Source organism: Streptomyces sp. NBC_01497 (genome assembly GCF_036250695.1).
Lineage (GTDB): Bacteria > Actinomycetota > Actinomycetes > Streptomycetales > Streptomycetaceae > Streptomyces.
Genome location: NZ_CP109427.1, coordinates 6,287,519 through 6,309,004 on the forward strand (window position 1 = coordinate 6,287,519; position 21,486 = coordinate 6,309,004).

Consider the following 21,486-nt stretch of genomic DNA (forward strand, 5'->3'; position numbering starts at 1 on the left):
CGTGGCAGGATCGGACCCGTGGCTGAGACAGCATCGAAGAAGACCGTGACAGATCGTCCGCGCCTGCTCCTCATGGACGGGCACTCCCTGGCGTACCGGGCGTTCTTCGCGCTGCCCGCGGAGAACTTCACGACCGCGTCGGGCCAGCCGACCAATGCCATCTACGGCTTCGCGTCGATGCTGGCGAACACGTTGCGTGACGAGGCGCCCACGCACTTCGCCGTCGCGTTCGACGTGTCGCGCAAGACCTGGCGCTCCGGTGAGTTCCCGGAGTACAAGGCGAACCGCTCCACGACCCCCGACGAGTTTAAGGGACAGGTCGAACTCATCGGGGAGCTCCTGGACGCGATGCACGCGGACCGCTTCGCCGTCGAGGGCTTCGAGGCGGACGACATCATCGCCACCCTCGTCACCCAGGCCGAGGCCGAGGGCTTCGACGTGCTCATCGTCACGGGCGACCGGGACTCCTTCCAGCTGGTCAGCGACCACACCACGGTGCTGTACCCGACCAAGGGCGTGTCCGAGCTCACGCGCTTCACCCCCGCGAAGGTCCACGAGAAGTATGGACTGACCCCCGCGCAGTACCCGGACTTCGCGGCGCTGCGGGGCGATCCGTCCGACAACCTCCCCGGCATCCCCGGCGTCGGCGAGAAGACCGCCGCGAAGTGGATCAACCAGTTCGGCTCGTTCGCGGAGCTCGTGGAGCGCGCCGACGAGGTCAAGGGCAAAGCCGGCCAGAACTTCCGGGACCACCTCCCGTCGGTCCAGCTCAACCGCCGCCTGACCGAGATGGTCAAGGACGTGCCGCTGCCGAAGCCCGTGTCGCTGCTGGCCCGCGAGCCCTACGACCGCGGTGCGCTGACCGGCCTGCTGGAGCTCCTGGAGATCCGCAACCCGAGCCTGCGCGAGCGGCTGCTCGCCGTCGACCCGGGCGCCGCGGAGGCGGAGCCGCCCGCGCCCGCCGAGGGCATCGCGCTCGACGGCTCCGTCCTCACCACCGGCGAACTCGCCCCCTGGCTCGCCGAGCACGGCACGGTGCCGCTCGGCGTCGCCACGGTCGACACCTGGGCGCTCGGCACGGGCAGCATCACCGAGATCGCCCTCGCCACCGCCGAGGGACCCGCCGCCTGGTTCGACACCACTCAGCTCGACGAGGCCGACGAGCGGGCCCTCACCGCGTGGCTCGGCGACGCCGACCGCCCCAAGGTCCTGCACAAAGCGAAGAACCTTCATAGGGTCCTGCCCGAGCACGGCTGGCACATCAAGGGCGTCGGCATGGACACCGCGCTCGCCGCCTACCTCGTCAAGCCGGGCCGCCGCTCCTTCGAACTGGACTCGCTCGCCGTCGAGTACCTCGGCCGTGAGCTCACCCCGCCCGCGGCGGCCGACGGGCAGCTCGCGTTCGGCACCGACGAGCAGGCCGAGGCCGAGGCGCTGATGTCGCAGGCGCGCGCCGTCCTCGACCTCGGTGTCGCGTTCACGGAGCGGCTCACCGAGGTCGGCGCGACTCGCCTCCTCGACGAGATCGAGCTGCCCACCTCCACCATGCTGGCCCGGCTCGAGCGGCACGGCATCGCCGCGGACCGCGCCCATCTGGAGGCGATGGAGCAGCAGTTCGCCGGCGCCGTGCAGCAGGCCGTCAAGGAGGCCCACGCCGCCGTCGGCCGCGAGTTCAACCTCGGCTCGCCCAAGCAGCTCCAGGAGGTGCTCTTCGGTGAACTGGGCCTGCCGAAGACGAAGAAGACCAAGACGGGCTACACCACCGACGCCGACGCCCTCGCCTGGCTCGCCGCGCAGACCGAGCACGAACTTCCCGTGATCATGTTGCGCCACCGCGAGCAGGCCAAGCTGCGGGTCACGGTCGAGGGCCTGATCAAGAGCATCGCGGGCGACGAGCGCATCCACACGACGTTCAACCAGACCGTCGCGGCGACCGGCCGGCTCTCCTCCACCGACCCCAACCTGCAGAACATCCCGGTCCGCACGGACGAGGGCCGGGCCATCCGCCGCGGCTTCGTCGTCGGCGAGGGCTTCGAGTCGCTGATGACCGCGGACTACAGCCAGATCGAACTGCGCGTCATGGCCCACCTGTCGGAGGACGACGACCTCGTCGAGGCATTCGCCTCCGGCGAGGACCTGCACACGACGGTCGCCTCCCAGGTCTTCGACGTCGACAAGGGGTCCGTCGACCCCGAGATGCGGCGCAAGATCAAGGCCATGTCGTACGGGCTGGCCTACGGCCTCTCCGCGTTCGGCCTGTCCGGGCAGTTGGGCATCGAGGCCGCCGAGGCGCGCGTCCTGATGGAGAACTACTTCGAGCGCTTCGGCGGCGTACGGGACTACCTGCGCCGCGTCGTGGACGAGGCACGGGCCACCGGCTACACCGAGACCATGCTCGGCCGCCGCCGCTACCTCCCGGACCTCAACAGCGACAACCGCCAGCGCCGCGAGACCGCCGAGCGCATGGCGCTCAACGCCCCGATCCAGGGCACCGCCGCGGACATCGTCAAGATCGCGATGCTCAACGTGGACCGCGCCCTGACCGAGGCTGCGCTCTCCTCCCGCATGCTGCTCCAGGTCCACGACGAAATCGTCCTGGAGGTCGCCCCCGGCGAGCGGGACGCCGTGGAGGAACTGCTGCGCCGGGAGATGCCGGCCGCGGCCCAGCTCCGCGCCCCGCTCGACGTATCCGTCGGCTACGGGACCGACTGGGAGTCCGCGGCGCACTGACCGCGGCGATCCCGCGGACAGCCGCGGACGACGACCCCTGGTGAACGGTGGGCGGCGACGGCCCGGAAGGGCCGTCGCCGCCCACCGTTCTTTCCGCGTCCGGCCGGCCGTTCCTGTGAGTTCGGGAAGCGGAGGACGACGCACAGGTAGCGAAGTGGTGAAAAGCGGTCAGGGGGCGCTGTGCCCGCACCGGGTGGTGTCGTAGGGTCGCCTGAGTCGGGGCGCGGGAGCGCGAAGTGTCGTTCTGGGGGAGGGTCATTCGTCATGGCAGCGCTATTCGGTCGCAGGCTGCGCAGAGGGGCGACCACGACGGCGGTCGCCGCCGTGGCCATCGCCGCACTCTCCGCCTCGGGAGCCCCCGGTCTCACCGCGCCCCTCACCGGCGCGGGCGGCGGGCAGCAGAGCGCGGGCGACGCGCAGGACTCCACCCCCGACACCGCCAGTGGCAACTCGCGCTACTACACGGACCTTCCGCCGCTCGACTCGCCGACGCCGGCCGCCGGCACCCTGCCGGACCCGGGCACGACGGTCGGCGGTTCCACTGAGTCGGGCATCCCGGCGACCGTGCTCGCCGCGTATAAGCAGGCCGAGCAGGAGCTGCGGGGGACCAACCCGCAGTGCCACCTGCCCTGGCAGCTCCTCGCCGCGATCGGCAAGGTCGAGTCGGGTCAGGCGCGCGGCGGTGACGTCGACGCCAACGGCACGACGCTGCACCCCATACTCGGGCCCGTCCTCAACGGCGACGGGTTCGCGAACATCCCTGACACCGACCACGGCGTCTACGACCAGGACACGGTCCACGACCGCGCCGTCGGGCCCATGCAGTTCATTCCCTCCACCTGGCAGACCTGGGGCCGCGACGCGAACCACGACGGCGTCAAGGACCCCAACAACATCTTCGACGCCGCGCTCGCCACGGGCGCGAAGCTCTGCGCGAGCGATCACGACATGACGGTCCAGGGCGACATGAACGCCGCGATCCTCAGCTACAACCAGTCGCAGGAGTACCTCGACACCGTCCTGTCCTGGTACGAGTACTACCGCAAGGGCACCCACGAGATCCCGGACGGCACGGGCACCCTGCCCACCAGCACCAGCCCGGTCGACCCCTCGCCCTCCGCGGACCCCTTCTCCACCGCGCCGAGCACGCCCGCCCTGCCGACGCAGACGCCGAAGCCCCCGCAGAGCAGCCCGCCGTCCACCCCGACGAAGCCGGGTAAGCCCGGCAAGCCCGGCGGTGGCAGCAGCACCCCGCCGCCCACCAGCCCGCCCGCCACGCCCACGCCCGTCCTGAAGAGTCTGGCGAAGACCGCGGGCGACGCGCTGACCGCCATGGCGGGCGCGCTGTTCGACGGGCACGCCGAGGTCCGCGCGCTCGACAGCACGGGCAAGCCGATGGCCGGGATCGCCGTCACCTTCGAGATCACCGGTGCCACGGACGCGCACTTCGACGGCGGCGCCACCACCAAGACCACCGTCACCACCGGCAAGGACGGCACCGCGAGTGCCCCCGCCGTCCGGGCCGGCGAGGACGTGGGCGCGTTCAGCGTGCGGGCCACCGCGGGCAAGGCGCCCGCCGCCGACTTCAAGGCCTCCGTCACCCCGCACAGCGCCGACGCGCTCGTCTACCTCGGCAAGGACGGCGACCAGAGCACCGAGGCCGGGGCGGAGTTCAAGACCCCCATCGCCGTCAAGGCCACGCTGAAGGGCGAGGTCGCGGCCAAGGTGGCCGTGTCCGCGGCGATCGTGGACGACAAGGGCAATCCGGTGGCGGCCGGCGGGCCGTCCTTCAAGAACGCCGACGGCACGCTCGTCACGACCCTGTCCGGGCTGACGACGGCCGCGGACGGCACCCTGACCCTGCCGACGCTCGTCGCGGGCAAGGACGCCGGCACGTACCTGATCACGCTCACGGCTGCGAACGGCGGCGGCAGCGTGAGCGTCAAGGTGACGGTCACTGAGGCGACCACCCCGTCCGACCCGCCGTCCGACGACCCGTCGCCCTCGCCGTCCGCCTCGGCCAAGTAGCCACCCGGGCGCCACGCACGTGCCCGCCCCCGTCCGGCCCGTCCGAACGGGGGCGGCGCCGTGCCGGGACCCGCATCGCCCGGGACCCGGACCCGGACCCGGACCCGCCCGAAGCCGTCCGCACGAGGCCCGCGCGTACGCCTGATCCCACGCGCCCGCACGCGGTGTGCAGGCCGCCGCGCGCCGGCCCCACCCGGGGCCGGCGCCGTCACGTGATCCCGGCTCAGTGCTTGCGTGGCTGCAGGCGCCGCGTCGGCCGGGCCGTGGACGGGTCCTCCGGCCAGGGGTGGCGCGGATACCGGCCGCGCAACTCCGCGCGCACCGCCCGGTACCCCTCCTGCCAGAACGACGCCAGGTCCGCCGTGACCGCCGCGGGGCGGCCCGCGGGCGACAGCAGGTGCACCACCACGGGCACGCCCGCCACCGTGGGGGTCTCCCGCAGCCCGAACAGCTCCTGCAGTTTGACCGCGAGCACCGGCTGCTCGCCCTCGTAGTCGACCCGCACGCGCGACCCGCTCGGCACCTCGATGCGCTCCGGCGCCAGCTCGTCAAGCCGCCCGGCCTCGCCCCTCGCCCAGGGCAGCAGCCGCCGCAGCGCCTGCCCCGCGTCGATCCTGGCCAGGTCCGCCCGGCGCCGGGCCCGCGACAGCTCGGGCTCCAGCCAGTCGTCCGCGTGCTCCAGCAGCGCCGAATCCGACACGTCCGGCCAGCCGCCGCCCACGGCGCGCCGCAGGAATGCCAGCCGGTCCCGCAACTGCCGCGCCTCGCGCGTCCAGTGCAGCAGCCCCGGGCCTTCGCGCCGCAGCCCGTCGAGCAGCGCGTCCCGTACGAGCCCGGCCGCCGGGTTGCGCAGCGGCCGTACGGACAACTCGACCGCGCCCAGCCGCTCCACGCGCCTGGCCACCACGTCGCCGTCCTGCCAGTGGACCTCCTCGGCCGCCGAACGCAGCGCCCCCGCCGCCTCAAGCGCCGTGCCCTCGTCGATGACGGCCGCCAGCCGCACCCGGGCCGCCGGTGCCGTCGCGGGCCGGTCCGCCACCGCGACGGCCAGCCACTCCTGGCCGCGCAGCCGGGATCCCTCGGTGAGTTCCGCGCCCGTCCCCGACACCATCAGGTACGTCCCGCCGCCACGCGCCCCTGCCACCCGCTCCGGGAAGGCGAGCGCGGCGACCAGACCCGCCACCGCGTCGTCGCCGCCGCGGCCGCCCCGCCGCCCGCGCACCGCGTCGGGGAGCGCGCCCTCCAGCCGCCGCACCTCCTGGCGCCACCGCGCGCCGTACGCGTCGCCGCCCGCGCGCGCCGCCCGTAGAGCCGCCGCCAGGTCGTCGCCGTAGGAGCGCGGAGGCTCCTCGCTCAGCAGGGCGACGACCTCCGCCGCGGCCCGCGCGCCGACCCGCTCGGCACCGTCCAGCAGGGCCCGTGCCAGCCGGGGGTGCACACCCAGCCGGGCCAGCCGGGCGCCGCGCGGCGTGGCCCTGCCAGTGCCGGGCTCCGTCGCGCCGATCGCTGCCAGCACCTCGCGCGCCGCCGCCAGCGCGCCGGCCGGCGGCGCGTCGAGCAGTGCGAGGCCCGAGGCGTCCGGGTCGCCCCAGCACGCGGCTGCCAGCGCGAACGCCGTCAGGTCCGCGACCTTGATCTCCGGCGCGGGGAACCGGGCGAGGCGGCCGTGGTCGGCCTCGGGCCAGCACCGGTACACCGCGCCGGGCGCCTCGCGCCCGGCGCGGCCCGCGCGCTGCGTGGCGCCCGCCTGCGACACCCGGACCGTCGCCAGAGCGCTCAGGCCGCGCGCGTGGTCCGTGCGCGGTTCGCGGGCGAGCCCCGCGTCCACCACCACCCGTACGCCCGGCACCGTCAGGCTCGACTCGGCGACCGCCGTCGCCAGCACCACCCGCCGCCCGCCCGTGGGCCCGGCGAGGACCGCGTCCTGCACGGCGGCGGGCGCCCGCCCGTGCACCTGGAGCACCTCGGCGCCGAGTTCGCCGGTGTCGCCCAACTGCCCGGCCACGCGGCCGATCTCACCGACGCCCGGCAGGAAGACCAGGACGTCCCCGGTGCGTTCGGCGAGCGCCCTGCGCACCACCGACGCCACGTGCGTCAGCAGCGCGGGATCGACCCGCATGCTGTGCGGCGGCCGCACGGGCCGGGCCGGCGGCGCCCACACCACGTCCACCGGGTGGGCGACACCGCCGGCCTCCACCACGGGCGCGTCCCCGAGGAGCGCGGACCAGCCGGCCGCGTCCGTCGTCGCGGACGCCGCCACCAGCCGCAGTTCCGGCCGCAGGGCCGCTCGTACGTCCAGCAGGAACGCGGCAGCCGTGTCGGCGTCCAGGTGCCGCTCGTGGCACTCGTCCAGGATCACCACGTCCACGCCCGCCAGCTCCTGGTCGCGCTGGAGCCGCTGGAGCAGGACGCCGGTGGTCACCACCTCCACGACCGTGTCGGGCCCCACCGCGCGCTCCCCGCGCACCGTGAACCCCACCCGCTGCCCGGCGCGCTCGCCCAGCAGCCACGCCATCCGGCGGGCCGCCGCGCGCGCCGCGATCCGCCGCGGCTCGGCGACGAGGACCCGTCGCACCGGACCGCCGCCGGGCAGCAGCCCCGCGAGCGCCAGCGGTACGAGGGTCGTCTTGCCGGTGCCCGGCGGCGCGCAGAGCACCGCGCACCCGGCCGCGTCGAGCGCCGCGGTCAGTTCCGGCAGCACCGCCTTGACGGGCAGGGCGGCGAGCGCGTCGGCGCGCGGGGACGTCACGCGTCAGTCCCGTACGCAGACGAAGATCGCGGTGCCCGGCAGCAGCCGCCCGCGCAGCGGCGACCAGCCACCCCACTCCTGCGTGTTCCACGCCGGCCACTCCGGCTCGACCAGGTCCACCAGCCGGAACCCGGACGCCGTCAGGTCCCGTACCCGGTCGCCGAGGGTCCTGTGGTGCTCCACGTACACCGCGTTGCCCTCCTCGTCCTGCTCGACGTAGGGCGTGCGGTCGAAGTACGGCATCGTCGCGGTCAGGCCCTCGGGGCCCGGTTCGTCGGGGAACGCCCAGCGCACCGGGTGCGTCACCGAGAACACCCACCGGCCGCCGGGCCGCAGCACCCGGTGCACCTCGTGGAAGACCTTCGCGGAGTCGGCGACGAACGGCACCGCGCCGTACGCGGAACACGCCAGGTCGAACGCGCCGTCGCGGAACGGCAGCACCCCCGCGTCGGCCTGGACCAGCGCGAGCGGGCGGGCCCGCTCGTCGTCGATGCGGCGGCCGTGCTGGAGCTGGCGGTGCGAGAGGTCAAGGGCGACGGGCCGGGCCCCCTGCGCCGCGAGCCAGCGCGAGCACTGGGCGGCACCCGCGCCGATCTCCAGGACGTCGAGCCCGCTCAGCGACTCCAGCGGGCCGAGGAGTTCCGCCTCCATCTCGTCCAGGCCCTCGGGGCACCAGACGAAGCGGTCGTCGCCGAGGAACGTGCCGTGCTCACTCTGGTACTCGTCGGCGTTCCTGTCCCACCACCCGCGGTTCGCGCGGGAACTCTCGGCTTCACCGGCGCCGCGGCGGGCGGCCTCCGGTTCGCTGCCTTCGTCCTCCCCGTCGCCGTCCGCGGGTGCTTCGTGCCCCGCCTCGTACAGAAGGGGGTCGTAGGGCGCCGCGCGGTCCTCGTGCGCGGGCGGCTGCGGGGTACTGGTGCGGGGCTCGTGTGCTCCGGGCTCTTGGATCATCGTGTCCGTCGTCGTAGGGTGCGTGCAGTCTCCGAAGGGACCGGCCGCAACGGCCGGCCGCTGGGCCGAGTGTGGCAGCGGGCCGCCCGCGACCGCCCGGCCGGGTCCTGGGTGCGGGGCCGGGCGGGCGGACGGAAGCGGGGCCCGCGCGACGTGCCACTTTCCGGTATGCGAGGTTCCGCCCCGGGTGTGCGCCTTCGCGCATTGACCATGCCTGGCTGCCCCCGTATGCTAAAGGTTGCGCTGCGGGCTTGCGCGCCTCAGACGTAGCAGCCGCGCTCGCATCTGTTCGGAGTTCCTCGCTCGTCGAGGCGCCCATCCGGCCGGTAGGTACCGACCGGGGCGGGCGCTCAATGGCGTGTCCGGTTCTTCCACAGACGCGATATCGGGCTCTCGGCGTAGCAGTACCTACGACTCACTGTCCGTACCGGAGCCCTTTCCCACATGACGAGCAGCACCGAGACCACCGCCACCACCCCGCAGGTTGCGGTCAACGACATCGGTAACGAGGAAGCCTTCCTCGCCGCGATCGACGAGACGATCAAGTACTTCAACGACGGCGACATCGTCGACGGCGTCATCGTGAAGGTCGACCGGGACGAGGTCCTGCTCGACATCGGTTACAAGACCGAGGGTGTCATCCCCTCCCGCGAGCTTTCGATCAAGCACGACGTCGACCCCAATGAGGTCGTCGCCGTGGGCGATGAGATCGAGGCCCTGGTCCTCCAGAAGGAGGACAAGGAAGGCCGTCTCATCCTGTCCAAGAAGCGCGCTCAGTACGAGCGCGCCTGGGGCACGATCGAGAAGATCAAGGAAGAAGACGGGATCGTCACCGGTACGGTCATCGAGGTCGTCAAGGGTGGTCTCATCCTCGACATCGGCCTCCGTGGCTTCCTGCCGGCCTCCCTGGTCGAGATGCGCCGCGTGCGCGACCTCCAGCCCTACGTGGGCAAGGAGCTCGAAGCCAAGATCATCGAGCTGGACAAGAACCGCAACAACGTGGTCCTGTCCCGCCGTGCCTGGCTGGAGCAGACGCAGAGCGAGGTCCGCCAGACCTTCCTCACCACCCTGCAGAAGGGTCAGGTGCGCTCCGGCGTCGTCTCCTCCATCGTCAACTTCGGTGCGTTCGTGGACCTCGGCGGTGTCGACGGTCTCGTGCACGTCTCGGAGCTGTCCTGGAAGCACATCGACCACCCGTCCGAGGTCGTCGAGGTCGGCCAGGAGGTCACGGTCGAGGTCCTGGACGTCGACATGGACCGCGAGCGTGTCTCCCTGTCGCTGAAGGCGACGCAGGAAGACCCGTGGCAGCAGTTCGCCCGTACGCACCAGATCGGCCAGGTCGTCCCCGGCAAGGTCACGAAGCTGGTGCCGTTCGGCGCGTTCGTCCGTGTGGACGAGGGCATCGAGGGTCTGGTCCACATCTCCGAGCTGGCCGAGCGCCACGTGGAGATCCCGGAGCAGGTCGTCCAGGTCAACGACGAGATCTTCGTCAAGGTCATCGACATCGACCTGGAGCGCCGCCGCATCAGCCTCTCGCTGAAGCAGGCCAACGAGTCCTTCGGTACCGACCCGGCCTCGGTCGAGTTCGACCCGACGCTCTACGGCATGGCCGCGTCGTACGACGACCAGGGCAACTACATCTACCCCGAGGGCTTCGACCCCGAGACCAACGACTGGCTCGAGGGCTACGAGACTCAGCGCGAGGTGTGGGAGACCCAGTACGCCGAGGCGCAGCAGCGCTTCGAGCAGCACCAGGCGCAGGTCATCAAGTCCCGCGAGGCCGACGAGGCCGCTGCGGCCGAGGGTGCGGCGGCTCCGGCCGCCGGCCAGGGCAGCGCTCCGGCGGCGTCCGGCGGCTCGTACTCCTCGGAGTCCACGGACAACTCCGGCGCTCTCGCGTCGGACGAGGCCCTGGCCGCGCTGCGCGAGAAGCTGGCCGGCGGCCAGAGCTGACGCTCACGCGGTACGGACCGGCGCTCCGGCGCTGATGTCGTGAGGAAGGCCCGTTCCCCTCGGGGAGCGGGCCTTCCGCATGTCCGGAGCCGGGGCGGGGACGGGGAGGCGGACGGGCGGGCGCCGGGCGCACGCCCGTGGCCCGGCACGGCGCCGGGTCCCCGTCACCGTGGCGGGGATCCCGCCCGTAACAGTGGTGAGCGGAAGGCAACGCGGGGGACCACGCGCGGCAGACGGCACGAAACATGCCATTGACATGATCCCGACGACCTGATGATCAGGAAGGGGTCCGGGACATGCGTCAGACACCCATTACCGATTCCACGGGCACGAGCCGGCGCGGGTTCCTGCGCACGGTGGGGATCACCGGCGGCGCGGGCGCCATGCTCGCCACCATGGGCGCCATGGGGCTGGCCCCCACCGCCGCGCAGGCAGCCGAGCGTGAAGCGGGTTACCGTGCGCCGCGGACCGGCGACTTCACCCTCAAGGGCAGAGCGGCGGCCAAGGTCGTCGTCGTCGGCGGCGGCATCGCGGGCCTCGCCTGCGCTTACGAGCTGGGCAAGGCCGGCTACGACTGCACGATCCTGGAGGCCCGCGACCGCAGCGGCGGCCGGAACTTCACCGTGCGCGGCGGGGACACCACCACCGACACCTACGGCAACCGCCAGACCGCGCACTTCAGCGACGGCCAGTACATGAACGCGGGCCCCGCGCGGCTCGCGCAGTGGATGCTCACCCTCGACTACTGCCGCGAACTCGGCGTGCCCATCGAGGCGTTCACCAACCAGAACGCCAACGCCTACCTCTTCAACGAGAAGAGCGGCATGACGGCGCCGACCCGCTACCGCACCGCCAAGGCCGACCTGTACGGATACGTCTCCGAACTGCTCGCGAAGGCCACCGACAAGGGCGCGCTCGACGGGGCGGTCACCGCCGACGACCAGGACCGGCTCCTGGAGTGGCTCAAGGACTTCGGCGACATCGGGGACTCGCTCACCTACACGGGCAGCGCCCGCCGCGGCTACAGCACGGACCCCGGCGCGGCCGGGACTCCGGGTGTCGTACGGGGTTCCGTACCGTCCCTGTCCGACGTGCTGTCCACTGGTGTGGGCCGGTACTTCTCCTTCGAGTTCGACTACGACATGGCCATGATGATGTTCCAGCCGGTGGGCGGCATGGACCAGATACCCAAGGCCCTCACCAGGGCCATCGGGAGCAGGCGCGTCAGGACCGGAGCCGTGGTCGGCGGCATCACCGACACGGCGCACGGCGTCACCGTCACCTACACGCAGGACGGGCGCGAGCACGCGATCGACGCCGACTACTGCATCGCCGCGCTGCCCCCGCACATCCTCGCCGCCACGCCGCACAACCTCGGCAGCGCGGTGCAGGGGGCGCTCCAGGCCGTCACCCCGGTCTCCGCCGGCAAGATCGGGCTGGAATACCGCAGCCGCTGGTGGGAGGAGAAGCTGCGCATCTACGGCGGCATCACCGAGACCGACATGGACCTCAGCCACATCTGGTACCCGTCGTACGGCTACCACGGCAGCCGCGGCGTGGTCATCGGTTACTACAACACCGGTACGAACGCGGACGCCTACGGGGCGCTGAGCCCCGCCGGCCGGGAGAGTCGCGCGGTGGCCCAGGGCGTGAAGATCCACGGCGACATCTACCGCACCGAACTGGCTACTTCGTTCTCGCACCACTGGCGTCAGACCCCGCACCTCCTCGGTGCCTGGCACAGCATGAAGGGCGGCCCGGACGCCGCCGCGTACGCACCGCTCAACGAGGCCGCCGGGCATGTCTACTTCGCGGGCGACTACCTCTCGTACGCCGACGCCTGGCAGCACGGAGCGTTTTCCTCGGCACGCAGGGTGGTGACTACACTGCACCAGCGCGTCCTCGCCTGAACCAGGGGCCGAGTACCCGGCTGAACACGGGCGGGAGGCGCGGGCGGGGAATGCCCGCGCCTCCCGGTGTGTTCTTGCGGGGGAACAGCAGGAGGAGGAGCGGTAATCGTGCTTGATCCGCAGGATTTGTACGAGTGGGACCCCAAGGGCCTCAGCGCGGTCGACATGGCCCTGGCGCAGGAGACGGCCGGATTGGTCATGCTCTACCACTTCGACGGATACATCGACGCGGGCGAGACCGGCGACCAGATCGTGGAGAACCTGCTGGAAGCCCTCCCGCACCAGGTGGTTGCCCGCTTCGACCACGACCGGCTGGTGGACTACCGGGCGCGACGGCCGCTGCTGACTTTCAAGCGCGACCGGTTCACGCAGTACGAGACGCCGTCGCTGGACGTACGCATGGTGCAGGACGCCACGGGCGCGCCGTTCCTGCTGCTGGCGGGCCCCGAGCCGGACGTCGAGTGGGAGCGGTTCGCCGCAGCCGTCGAGCAGATCGTGGAGCGCCTCGGAGTGCGCCTCGTGGTCAACTTCCACGGCATCCCGATGGGCGTCCCGCACACCCGTCCCGTCGGCATCACACCGCACGGCAACCGTACGGACCTCACGCCCGGCCACCGCAGCCCCTTCGACGAGGCCCAGATCCCGGGCAGCGCGGAGTCGCTGGTGGAGCTGCGGCTGATGGAGGCCGGACACGACGTGCTGGGAGTGGCGGCGCACGTGCCGCACTACGTCGCGCGTTCCTCGTACCCGGACGCGGCACTGACGGCGCTGGAGACGATCACCGCGGCGACGGGCCTGGTCCTGCCGGCCGTGGCGCACGCCCTGCGCACGGAGGCCCAGCGCACCCAGACCGAGATCGAGCGGCAGTTGGGCGAGGGCGACGAGGACCTGGTCACCATGGTCCAGGGCCTTGAGCACCAGTACGACGCGATCATCGGGGCCGAGACCAGGGGCAGCCTGGTGGCCGAGCCCGCGGAGATCCCCTCGGCGGACGAGATCGGTCTCGAATTCGAGAAGTTCCTCGCCGAACGCGAAGGCGAGGGCGGGAACTGACGAACCGCCGGACCGGCCGGTGCGGGCCCTGAGGGGACGCGTGAGCGGCCGGGCGGCACGGGAGCCCGCCCCCCGAACGTGCACCGGGAGCCCGCAAGGCGACCGGCGGACGGCACGCACAGCGGTGGAAGACGGTGGGACCAACGGCCCGCGCGAAGCCTGACGGCTTGGCGCGGGCCGCGCCGCTGTCCGCAGCGTGCCGTGCCCGCGCCGGACTTCGGGGCGCGGCCACTGAGTAGGCTGAGGCTCATGCTGAGAGTGGGGCTCACGGGCGGTATCGGCTCGGGCAAGAGCGAGGTCGCGAAGCTGCTGGTGTCGTACGGCGCGGTACTGGTCGACGCCGACCGGATCGCACGGGAGGTCGTGGAGCCCGGTACGCCGGGTCTGGCGGCGGTGGTCGCCGAGTTCGGCGACGGGATCCTGACCGAGGAGGGCACCCTGGACCGGCCCCGGCTCGGGGCGGTCGTCTTCGCGGACGAGGAACGCCGCCGGGCCCTGAACGCGATCGTCCACCCGCTCGTGCGGGAGAGGTCCGCCGAACTGGAGCGGTCGGCCGGCGACGACGCGATCGTCGTGCAGGACGTCCCGCTGCTGGTCGAGGGCGGGATGATGAGCCATTTCGACGTCGTCCTCGTCGTGGACGCCTCGCCCGGCACCCAGCTCGACCGGCTCGTACGGCTGCGCGGCATGACAGCGGACGACGCGCGGCGGCGGATGACCGCGCAGGCCACCCGTGAGCAGCGGCGCGCCGCCGCGGACGTGGTGATCGACAACGACGGTCCGCGTGAGGCCCTGGAGCCACGGGTGCGGTCGGTGTGGGGCGAACTGGAGCGGCGCGCCGCGTCGCCGGGTGAGCACGCCGGGTGAATGCGGGGCCGCCGCGGCCCGCCGGTCTCGGCCCGCGGGGGGCGGAGCCGACACGTCGTGTCGCGGGCACCCGGTGCGGGTGCCCTTCGCCCTGGGGCTCAGAGCGCTGTCGCGACCAGCACCACCGCGAGCAGCAGGGCCACTGCCCCCACCGCGACGAACCCGGCGTCGAGCAGTGTCCTTCGATGTCTCGGCAGCGCCACGTCCCGCGGATCCCGCGGGTCGTAGGCAAGGACGACCACCGACCCGACCTCCAGATCGACGGGTGAGACGAGCTCCATCACCCGGCCGTCCGCCGTCTCGAACTGGAGCATCGGCCGCTCGGCACCCGGCGGCGGACGCATCACGAGTGCGACCGCCGAGGTGCCGCTCGCCAGGATCTGCCGGGTCCTGTACAGACCGTAGGCGCCCGCGAGCAGCGCGAGGAGCCCGCCGAAAGCGACGGACCCCGCGAAGACGATCTGCACTCCGTGATGCTAATCGGACCGGCGGGAGCGTGGGATGCGAGCGTCGGCGCGTTGACGCACATCTGACGCGGACCCCATCCCGACGGCGTAACCTCCCCCGGCCCCCTCCCTCACGGATGGTGGTGCAAGTGCCTGGGCGGGCGCTGCCGCCGCGCGCCGTAGACCGGTTCGTACGGCGGGACGTCACGGCCCGGCTGGAAGTGCGCCCCCTGCCGCATCCGATGGACGATCACCGCGAGGTCGACGACCGCGATCAGTGCCAGGGCGGCGCACACGCCCGCCAGCACCGGCACGGACACCAGCGCGAAGACCGCGGCGGCGCCCCCGCACCAGATCAGACCCCAGACACTCAGCCAGAACCGCAAGCGCAGCGCGCTGCGCGCCGTGACCGGTTCGTTTCCCGTGCGCATGACGCATCCACCTCCTCCGTCCCCTCCTCACGGGAGTACCCGATGGGGAGCGTTCGAAGCGGGGCGGGAGCGGCGATCGGGGTGGGCTCGCGACCGGGCGCACGGGCCCGGCGGCCCATCGTCCGGGACCGTCCCACGCACCGGGTCAGCCGTCCCGCGCCGCGGAAGACGCCGTGCGTCAGTGGCCGTGCGTCAATCGCCGTGCGTCAGTGCACGAAACGGTAACTGCGCCAGGGCGGATTCCCGGCGGAGATGGTGTCTGTCAGGGTCGTCGCGATGTAGTCCGCGTTCGCGCCCGAGCAGTTGAGCGTGGGATAGGCGATCAGGTCCACGAGCGTGCCGTTCTCCACGGCGCGCGCCCCCGTCGGGGCGAAGCGGTGGCAGCCGGTGACGACCGGGTTGTTGACCTGGATCACGCGGTCACCGCTCGTGAGGTGGTCGACCGGCCCCACGGCGGTCCTGCCGAGATCCGAGCACCCGCCGGCCAGCCCTGCGGTCAGGAGCGCCGCACAGGTGGCGCCGGCGAGGCGCCAGTGCTGGTTCACGAACATGAGCCGTCCTCGTCTTCGCGGGGGGCGGTGCGCGGTCGCCGCACGGATGCCGGTGATGGCACCACCCTGCCGGACCGGGCACGGCGCGGCACGCGCTGTACGGCCGGCCGGGGGACGGGCCCGGCGCGCCCGCGCGAGGAGCGTGCCGGGCGTCGCGCCGAGGCCCCGTGGCGTGCTGCCGGGACAGCCCGCGACCCGCCGCCGGGGCCTTGGCTGACGGCGGGCACCGGAGGACCTCGCCCCCTCGCGGCGGCGGACTTACGGTGGAAGAGGGACTCGCTTTCGGCTTCAGGGGGCCGTCATGGTCGAGGTTTGGGTCATAGCAGCAGTCGTCGTGGTGTGCGCCGTGCTGGTGTACGTGATGGCCGCGGCGAGGGTCGTCAAGCAGTACGAGCGGGGCGTGGTCTTCCGCTTCGGCCGGCTGGTGCGCGGGGTGCGGGGTCCCGGCTTCCAGTTCGTTGTGCCGTTCGTGGACCGGCTGCACAAGGTGAACATGCAGATCGTGACGATGCCGGTGCCCGGCCAGGACGGCATCACGCGGGACAACGTCACCGTCCGGGTCGACGCCGTCATCTACTTCAAGGTCGTGGACGCGTCGGACGCCCTGGTGAAGGTGGAGGACTACCGGTTCGCGGTCTCCCAGATGGCGCAGACGTCCCTGCGCTCCATCATCGGCAAGAGCGATCTCGACGACCTCCTGTCCAACCGGGAGAAGCTCAACCAGGGCCTGGAGCTCATGATCGACAGCCCCTCGGTCGGCTGGGGCGTGCAGATCGACCGCGTCGAGATCAAGGACGTGTCGCTGCCGGAGACGATGAAACGGTCGATGGCCCGGCAGGCGGAGGCGGACCGGGAGCGCCGCGCGCGCATCATCAACGCGGACGCGGAGCTGCAGGCGTCGAAGAAGCTGTCGCAGGCCGCACACGAGATGGCGCGGCAGCCGGCCGCGCTCCAGCTGCGGCTGCTGCAGACGATCGTCGCGGTGGCGGCGGAGAAGAACTCGACACTCGTCCTGCCGTTCCCCGTCGAACTGCTGCGCTTTTTGGAGCGGGCCACCCCGGCGGAGGCCGCGCAGGCGGTGCGGGCGGTGTCGGACGTGGCCGAGGCGGGCGCCCCGCAGGCCGGGCAGAAGGGGCCCGCCCCGGGAAGCACTGAGCCCGGCGCCGACGCGGCCGGGGAAGAACCCCCGCCGGGCGCCGACGGCGCGACGGACACGGAACGGGTGGACGCACGGGCACCGGCGGGCCGCGGCACGGGCTCGCCCCCGTCGGCAGATGGCGGTTCGGGGCCCGGCTGAACGGCGGGTCGGGATCAGGGCGAACGCGACGGGCCCGGGCTCCGGCCGCACGCGCCGCGGCCGGCGTGCGGCGGCACGCCCCGGAGCAGGGGACCGGCCGACGCCGGGGCGGTCCCGCACAGCGGGGGAGTGGGGCCCCGCCCCCGTCGCGCACACCGCGATCCGTGCCGCGGCCGCAGGGCCCCGGACCGCTGCCGCATGACCCCGGACCTGGCAGAACGTCGCGCCGGGACGGGATGTCAGACCCCTTGCCTAGACTCGCAGAGGTCGGATGGATCAGTGGATCGTGCGGGAGGGGGTCGGTGATGGCCGTGGCGTACGGGGCGGGGCTCGCGCGGTGCGCCGCCGTCTTCCTGCCCGCCGAGCTGCCTCGTGAGGGGCGGATCGCGTTCTGGGCACCCGAAGGGTCACTCCCGCAGGACGCGTACCCGCAGGAGAGGGCCGGGCGGCTGACGGTCCTGCGGTGGGGCGGCGCCGGCCCGGCGGCCGAGGACGTGCCGGCCGTGATCATGCCCGTGGGCGAGGCGGTGCCGCTGCTCGTGCGCGCCAGAGCGGACAGGTCGGCCCACCCCGCCACCGCCTGCTGGGGCGCGGCGGCGCTGCACGCGCTGCAGCTCGTCGCCCGCGGCAGACTGCTGCCCGGGCTCACCGCGAGAGACCACGACGCGTGGCGGGCGGGCCCACTCGACGCGGAGGACATCGCCCAGCTCCGGGCGGTCGCCGCGGCGATGCCGCCTGAGGGATACGCGGTTCCCGCGCCCGAGCCGCCCAGGGAGGCGGCGGCCGGGCCGTGGGTGTCCGACCCCGAGGCCCTGGTGCGCGCCTTCCTCGACGCGGTCGCCGACACCCTGCCGCGCACCCCGGCCGCCGCGTTCGCCGCGGGCGCGCCGTTCGCCGCGCGGGCCCCGCAGCGGCTGCCCGGTGCCCGCACCTGGGCCGCCGAGGCGGCAGCCGGGATGGATGCCGGCGTACGGATCTCGCTGCGGCTCGACCTGTCGGCGTTCGAGGCCTTCGACCGGGAGCCCGACCCCGGGCCCGGCGCGGCCGGCGCCCCGGGTACCCGGCGTGCGGCGGTCGCGCTCGTCCAGGTGCACAGCCTCGCCGACCCGACCCTCGTGGTGGACGCGGCGCGGCTGTGGGCCGGGGAGGGGGAGGAGGCACTCGGGCCGCGTGCCCGCGTCGACGCGCTGCTCGCGCTGCGCCGGGCGGCCCGTGTGTGGCCACCGCTCGGCCGCCTCACCGAGCAGGACGTCCCCGACGCGGTCGCGCTCGCCGAGGACGAGCTGTACGACCTGCTGGGACCCGCCGCGGGCGCACTGGCCGCCGCGGGCGTCGCGGTGCACTGGCCCAAGGAGCTGGCCCGTACGCTCACGGCGGCCGCGGTCGTCCGCTCGGCGCGCATGGCGCCCGGCTCGGCCACGGACGGGACGGTGTTCTTCGACAGCGCGGAACTCCTCGCGTTCGACTGGCAGATCGCGCTCGACGGGGACCCGCTCACGCAGGCCGAGATGGACATGCTGGCGGAGTCCCACCGGCCCGTGGTGCGGCTTCGGGACCGCTGGGTCGTCGTCGACGCCGCACTCGTACGCAAGGCGCGCAAGCGGGAGTTGGGGCTGCTCCAGCCGTCCGAGGCGCTGGCCGTCGCGCTCACCGGCAGCGCCGAGGTCGACGGCGAGAGCGTCGAGGCGGTGCCGACGGGCGCGCTCGCCGCCCTGCGCGACCGCATCACCGCGGGGCCCGGGAGCCTGCCCCAGCCGCCAGGACTCGACGCGACCCTGCGCGACTACCAGCTGCGTGGCCTCGCCTGGCTCGACCTGATGACGTCGCTCGGCCTCGGCGGCTGCCTCGCCGACGACATGGGACTGGGCAAGACGATCACGCTGATCGCCCTGCATCTGCACCGCGAGCGACGCGCCGAGGCGGGCGGCGGCGCGGGTGAGCCACCCACCCTGGTGGTGTGTCCCGCCTCGCTCCTCGGCAACTGGCAGCGCGAGATCACCCGGTTCGCGCCCGGCACGCCGGTGCACCGCTTCCACGGCGCGGGCCGCTCGCTGGACGGCGTCGGGCGCGGCTTCGTCCTGACGACATACGGCACGATGCGCTCCAGCGCGGAGCAACTGGCGGCACACCGCTGGGGGATGGTCGTCGCCGACGAGGCCCAGCACGTCAAGAACCCGTTCTCGGCGACGGCGAAGGCGCTACGCACGGTCCCGGCCGCCGCGCGGATCGCCCTCACTGGCACACCCGTCGAGAACAACCTGTCCGAGCTGTGGGCGCTCCTCGACTGGACCACCCCGGGGCTGCTGGGCCCGCTCAAGACGTTCCGGGCCCGCCACGCCCGCATCGTGGAGCACGTGGAGAACGCGCGGGCCGCGGGCATCAAGGACACCGACAACGAGCAGGCCGTCGACCGGCTCGCCCGCCTCGTCCGGCCGTTCCTGCTGCGCCGCAAGAAGTCCGACCCCGGCATCGTGCCCGAACTGCCGCCCAAGACGGAGACCGACCACCCCGTGGCTCTGACCAGGGAACAGGCGTCCCTGTACGAGGCGGTGGTCCGCGAGACCCTGGGGGCGATCGAGGAGGCGAAGGGCATCGAGCGGCGCGGCCTCGTCATGAAGCTGCTGACGTCGCTCAAACAGATCTGCAACCACCCCGCCCAGTTCCTCAAGGAGGAGGCGCCGCCCGCGCGCGGCGACCGGCGGGGCGGTGGCGGCGGCGCGGTCCGCCTGGCCGGCCGGTCCGGCAAGCTCGCCCTGCTCGACGAACTCCTCGACACGATCCTCACGGAGGACGGGTCGGTGCTGATCTTCACGCAGTACGTGTCGATGGCGCGGCTGCTGACCGCGCACCTGGCGAGCCGCGCGGTGCCCGCCCAGCTCCTGCACGGCGGCACGCCCCTCACCGAGCGCGAGCGGATGGTGGACCGCTTCCAGGCGGGCGAGGTCCCCGTGTTCGTACTGTCCCTCAAGGCCGCAGGAACCGGGCTGAACCTCACCCGCGCCGGTCATGTCGTCCACTTCGACCGGTGGTGGAACCCCGCCGTGGAGGAGCAGGCGACGGACCGCGCGTACCGGATCGGCCAGACCCAGCCCGTCCAGGTGCACCGGCTCATCACCGAGGGGACCGTCGAGGACCGCATCGCCGAGATGCTCGCGTCCAAACGGGCGCTCGCGGACGCCGTCCTCGGCTCCGGCGAGGCGGCGCTGACCGAGCTCACCGACCGGGAGCTCGCCGATCTGGTGTCCCTGCGGAGGCCGTCATGACCGCGCCGGCGCCGCGCCGGACGCGCCCCGACGACCGGCGTGCCACGTTCCGCGCGATGCCCCCGCGCCCCACGCCCGAGGGCCCGTTCGCGGCGACCTGGTGGGGCAACGCATGGCTCGCGTCGATGGAGGACACGGCCCTCGACCCGGCCAGGCTCGGCCGCGGCCGGGCCTACGCGGACCGGGGCCACGTCGACGCCATCACCGTGACCCCCGGCAAGGTCATGGCGTACGTCCACGGCAGCCGGCCCCGGCCGTACCGCACGGAGATCCGGCTGCGCACCCTGGCCGACGACGACTGGGAGGACCTGCTCGACAGCGCCGCCGACCGGCCCGACCACATCGCCGCCCTCCTCGACAAGGACATGCCGCACAGCCTCGCCGACCTGTCCGAGCTGCTGCCCGCGGCCGGCGACCTGGTGCCGGACTGCTCCTGCCCCGACGACGGTTACCCCTGCAAGCACGCAGCCGCGCTGTGCTACCAGACGGCGCGGCTGCTCGACGCGGACCCGTTCGTCCTGCTGTTGGTGCGGGGCCGCGCGGAGCACGAGATCCTCGCGGAGCTGACCCGCCGCAGCGCGACCCGGTCGGCCGCTGAGCGCACGGCCGCCACCCCGGCGATGCCCACCGTGCCGGCCGCGGCCGCTCTCGCCCCCCGCCCACTGCCGGCGCTGCCACCCCCGCTGCCCGTGCCCGACCGTCCGGGCCGGCCGCCGGACTACCCCCAGGCGGCGGGCGCGCCGGACCCGTTCGCGCTGGACCTCCTCGCCACCGAGGCAGCCGCCCGCGCCCACACCCTCCTCGTCCTTGGCACGGACCCGGTCGCCGACCTCACGCCCTGGCAGGACGCGGTCCGGCTGGCCGCCGCCCACCCGGGCTCCGGGCTGACCGCGTCGACCCGAGCCCTGTACCGGGACCTCGCGGCAGCCACGGCCCACACCGCCACCGACCTCGCGCGCGCCGTGGCCGCATGGCGGCAGGGCGGCCTCGCCGGGCTCGACGTCCTGGAACACGCCTGGGACCCGCCCGCGGGGCCCTTCGACCGGGCACGCCCCGCCCTGGCCGCCGCGGACCTCCCCGCCCTGCGCCCCTGGCGCAACCGGCTCACGGGTCCCACCCTGCAACTGCGCCTCGGCCGTGACGGCCTCTGGTACGGCTACGAGTCGGACCGCGGCCGGGAGGACTGGTGGCCCCGGGGCATTCCGGACACCGATCCCGCGGGTGCCCTCATCGCCCTGCTCGGCCGGTGACCGGCGG

Annotated in this window: 14 protein-coding genes; 9 read left to right on the top strand and 5 right to left on the bottom strand. The window is 73.5% G+C overall.

Features of this window, described 5'->3' with window-relative positions:
* Nucleotides 1-18: 18 nt before the first annotated feature.
* Together polA and OG310_RS26545 are read left to right on the top strand one after the other, a co-directional pair.
* On the top strand, nucleotides 19-2,730 hold the full coding sequence (gene polA / locus OG310_RS26540) for a DNA polymerase I (RefSeq protein ID WP_329458377.1): 2,712 nt from the start codon (nucleotides 19-21) through the stop codon (nucleotides 2,728-2,730).
* A gap of 264 nt (nucleotides 2,731-2,994) precedes the next feature.
* Nucleotides 2,995-4,758, top strand: a complete 1,764-nt coding sequence (locus OG310_RS26545; RefSeq protein WP_329458378.1) for a lytic transglycosylase domain-containing protein — start codon at nucleotides 2,995-2,997, stop codon at nucleotides 4,756-4,758.
* 223 nt (nucleotides 4,759-4,981) lie between these two features.
* On the opposite strand, the gene hrpB is transcribed toward OG310_RS26545, so the two are convergent.
* Nucleotides 4,982-7,507 (bottom strand): ATP-dependent helicase HrpB, encoded by a 2,526-nt coding sequence (hrpB, locus tag OG310_RS26550; RefSeq protein WP_329458379.1) that lies wholly within the window; start codon nucleotides 7,505-7,507, stop codon nucleotides 4,982-4,984.
* Between the two features lie 3 nt (nucleotides 7,508-7,510).
* A complete protein-coding gene (locus OG310_RS26555; RefSeq protein ID WP_329458380.1) occupies nucleotides 7,511-8,458 on the bottom strand; it encodes a class I SAM-dependent methyltransferase in 948 nt (315 codons plus the stop codon).
* 444 nt (nucleotides 8,459-8,902) lie between these two features.
* Here OG310_RS26555 and rpsA point away from each other — a divergent pair, with 444 nt between their 5' ends.
* From rpsA to coaE, 4 genes are all read left to right on the top strand, one after another.
* Nucleotides 8,903-10,411, top strand: a complete 1,509-nt coding sequence (gene rpsA, locus OG310_RS26560) for a 30S ribosomal protein S1 (protein ID WP_329458381.1) — start codon at nucleotides 8,903-8,905, stop codon at nucleotides 10,409-10,411.
* Between the two features lie 383 nt (nucleotides 10,412-10,794).
* Entirely contained in the window at nucleotides 10,795-12,321 is a 1,527-nt protein-coding gene (locus OG310_RS26565) for a flavin monoamine oxidase family protein (protein ID WP_329460396.1), read from the top strand.
* A gap of 108 nt (nucleotides 12,322-12,429) precedes the next feature.
* The gene (locus OG310_RS26570) at nucleotides 12,430-13,374 is read left to right on the top strand and encodes a PAC2 family protein (RefSeq protein ID WP_329458382.1); all 945 of its coding nucleotides are present in this window, start codon (nucleotides 12,430-12,432) and stop codon (nucleotides 13,372-13,374) included.
* Nucleotides 13,375-13,623: 249 nt separating this feature from the next.
* Nucleotides 13,624-14,241, top strand: a complete 618-nt coding sequence (gene coaE, locus OG310_RS26575; RefSeq protein ID WP_329458383.1) for a dephospho-CoA kinase — start codon at nucleotides 13,624-13,626, stop codon at nucleotides 14,239-14,241.
* A 98-nt stretch (nucleotides 14,242-14,339) separates the two neighbouring features.
* On the opposite strand, the gene OG310_RS26580 is transcribed toward coaE, so the two are convergent.
* The 3 genes from OG310_RS26580 to OG310_RS26590 all read right to left on the bottom strand — a co-directional run bounded on the left by OG310_RS26580 (nucleotide 14,340) and on the right by OG310_RS26590 (nucleotide 15,669).
* Nucleotides 14,340-14,708 carry a DUF3592 domain-containing protein gene (locus tag OG310_RS26580; RefSeq protein WP_329458384.1) on the bottom strand — a complete coding sequence of 123 codons (369 nt, stop codon included), beginning with the start codon at nucleotides 14,706-14,708 and terminating at the stop codon, nucleotides 14,340-14,342.
* A gap of 110 nt (nucleotides 14,709-14,818) precedes the next feature.
* Entirely contained in the window at nucleotides 14,819-15,118 is a 300-nt protein-coding gene (locus OG310_RS26585) for a DUF6343 family protein (RefSeq protein ID WP_329458385.1), read from the bottom strand.
* 206 nt (nucleotides 15,119-15,324) lie between these two features.
* Complete coding sequence (locus OG310_RS26590; RefSeq protein WP_329458386.1) at nucleotides 15,325-15,669, bottom strand: hypothetical protein; 345 nt, start codon at nucleotides 15,667-15,669, stop codon at nucleotides 15,325-15,327.
* Nucleotides 15,670-15,970: 301 nt separating this feature from the next.
* On the opposite strand from OG310_RS26590, the gene OG310_RS26595 reads away from it, so the two are divergent.
* The 3 genes from OG310_RS26595 to OG310_RS26605 all read left to right on the top strand — a co-directional run bounded on the left by OG310_RS26595 (nucleotide 15,971) and on the right by OG310_RS26605 (nucleotide 21,479).
* On the top strand, nucleotides 15,971-16,966 hold the full coding sequence (locus OG310_RS26595) for a slipin family protein (protein ID WP_329458387.1): 996 nt from the start codon (nucleotides 15,971-15,973) through the stop codon (nucleotides 16,964-16,966).
* Between the two features lie 305 nt (nucleotides 16,967-17,271).
* Nucleotides 17,272-20,229 (top strand): DEAD/DEAH box helicase, encoded by a 2,958-nt coding sequence (locus tag OG310_RS26600; RefSeq protein ID WP_329458388.1) that lies wholly within the window; start codon nucleotides 17,272-17,274, stop codon nucleotides 20,227-20,229.
* A complete protein-coding gene (locus OG310_RS26605; RefSeq protein ID WP_329458389.1) occupies nucleotides 20,226-21,479 on the top strand; it encodes an SWIM zinc finger family protein in 1,254 nt (417 codons plus the stop codon). The genes OG310_RS26600 and OG310_RS26605 overlap by 4 nt, the downstream gene beginning before the upstream one ends.
* The last annotated feature ends 7 nt before the right edge of the window (nucleotides 21,480-21,486 follow it).

Bases quoted from the DNA above. Each gene is read 5' to 3' on its own strand.
- OG310_RS26555 (WP_329458380.1), bottom strand. From the start codon at position 8,458: ATGATCCAAGAGCCCGGAGCACACGAGCCCCGCACCAGTACCCCGCAG.
- OG310_RS26565 (WP_329460396.1), top strand. From the start codon at position 10,795: ATGCTCGCCACCATGGGCGCCATGGGGCTGGCCCCCACCGCCGCGCAG.
- coaE (WP_329458383.1), top strand. From the start codon at position 13,624: ATGCTGAGAGTGGGGCTCACGGGCGGTATCGGCTCGGGCAAGAGCGAG.
- rpsA (WP_329458381.1), top strand. From the start codon at position 8,903: ATGACGAGCAGCACCGAGACCACCGCCACCACCCCGCAGGTTGCGGTC.
- OG310_RS26545 (WP_329458378.1), top strand. From the start codon at position 2,995: ATGGCAGCGCTATTCGGTCGCAGGCTGCGCAGAGGGGCGACCACGACG.
- OG310_RS26590 (WP_329458386.1), bottom strand. From the start codon at position 15,669: ATGTTCGTGAACCAGCACTGGCGCCTCGCCGGCGCCACCTGTGCGGCG.
- OG310_RS26600 (WP_329458388.1), top strand. From the start codon at position 17,272: ATGGCCGTGGCGTACGGGGCGGGGCTCGCGCGGTGCGCCGCCGTCTTC.
- OG310_RS26605 (WP_329458389.1), top strand. From the start codon at position 20,226: ATGACCGCGCCGGCGCCGCGCCGGACGCGCCCCGACGACCGGCGTGCC.
- OG310_RS26585 (WP_329458385.1), bottom strand. From the start codon at position 15,118: ATGCGCACGGGAAACGAACCGGTCACGGCGCGCAGCGCGCTGCGCTTG.
- OG310_RS26595 (WP_329458387.1), top strand. From the start codon at position 15,971: ATGGTCGAGGTTTGGGTCATAGCAGCAGTCGTCGTGGTGTGCGCCGTG.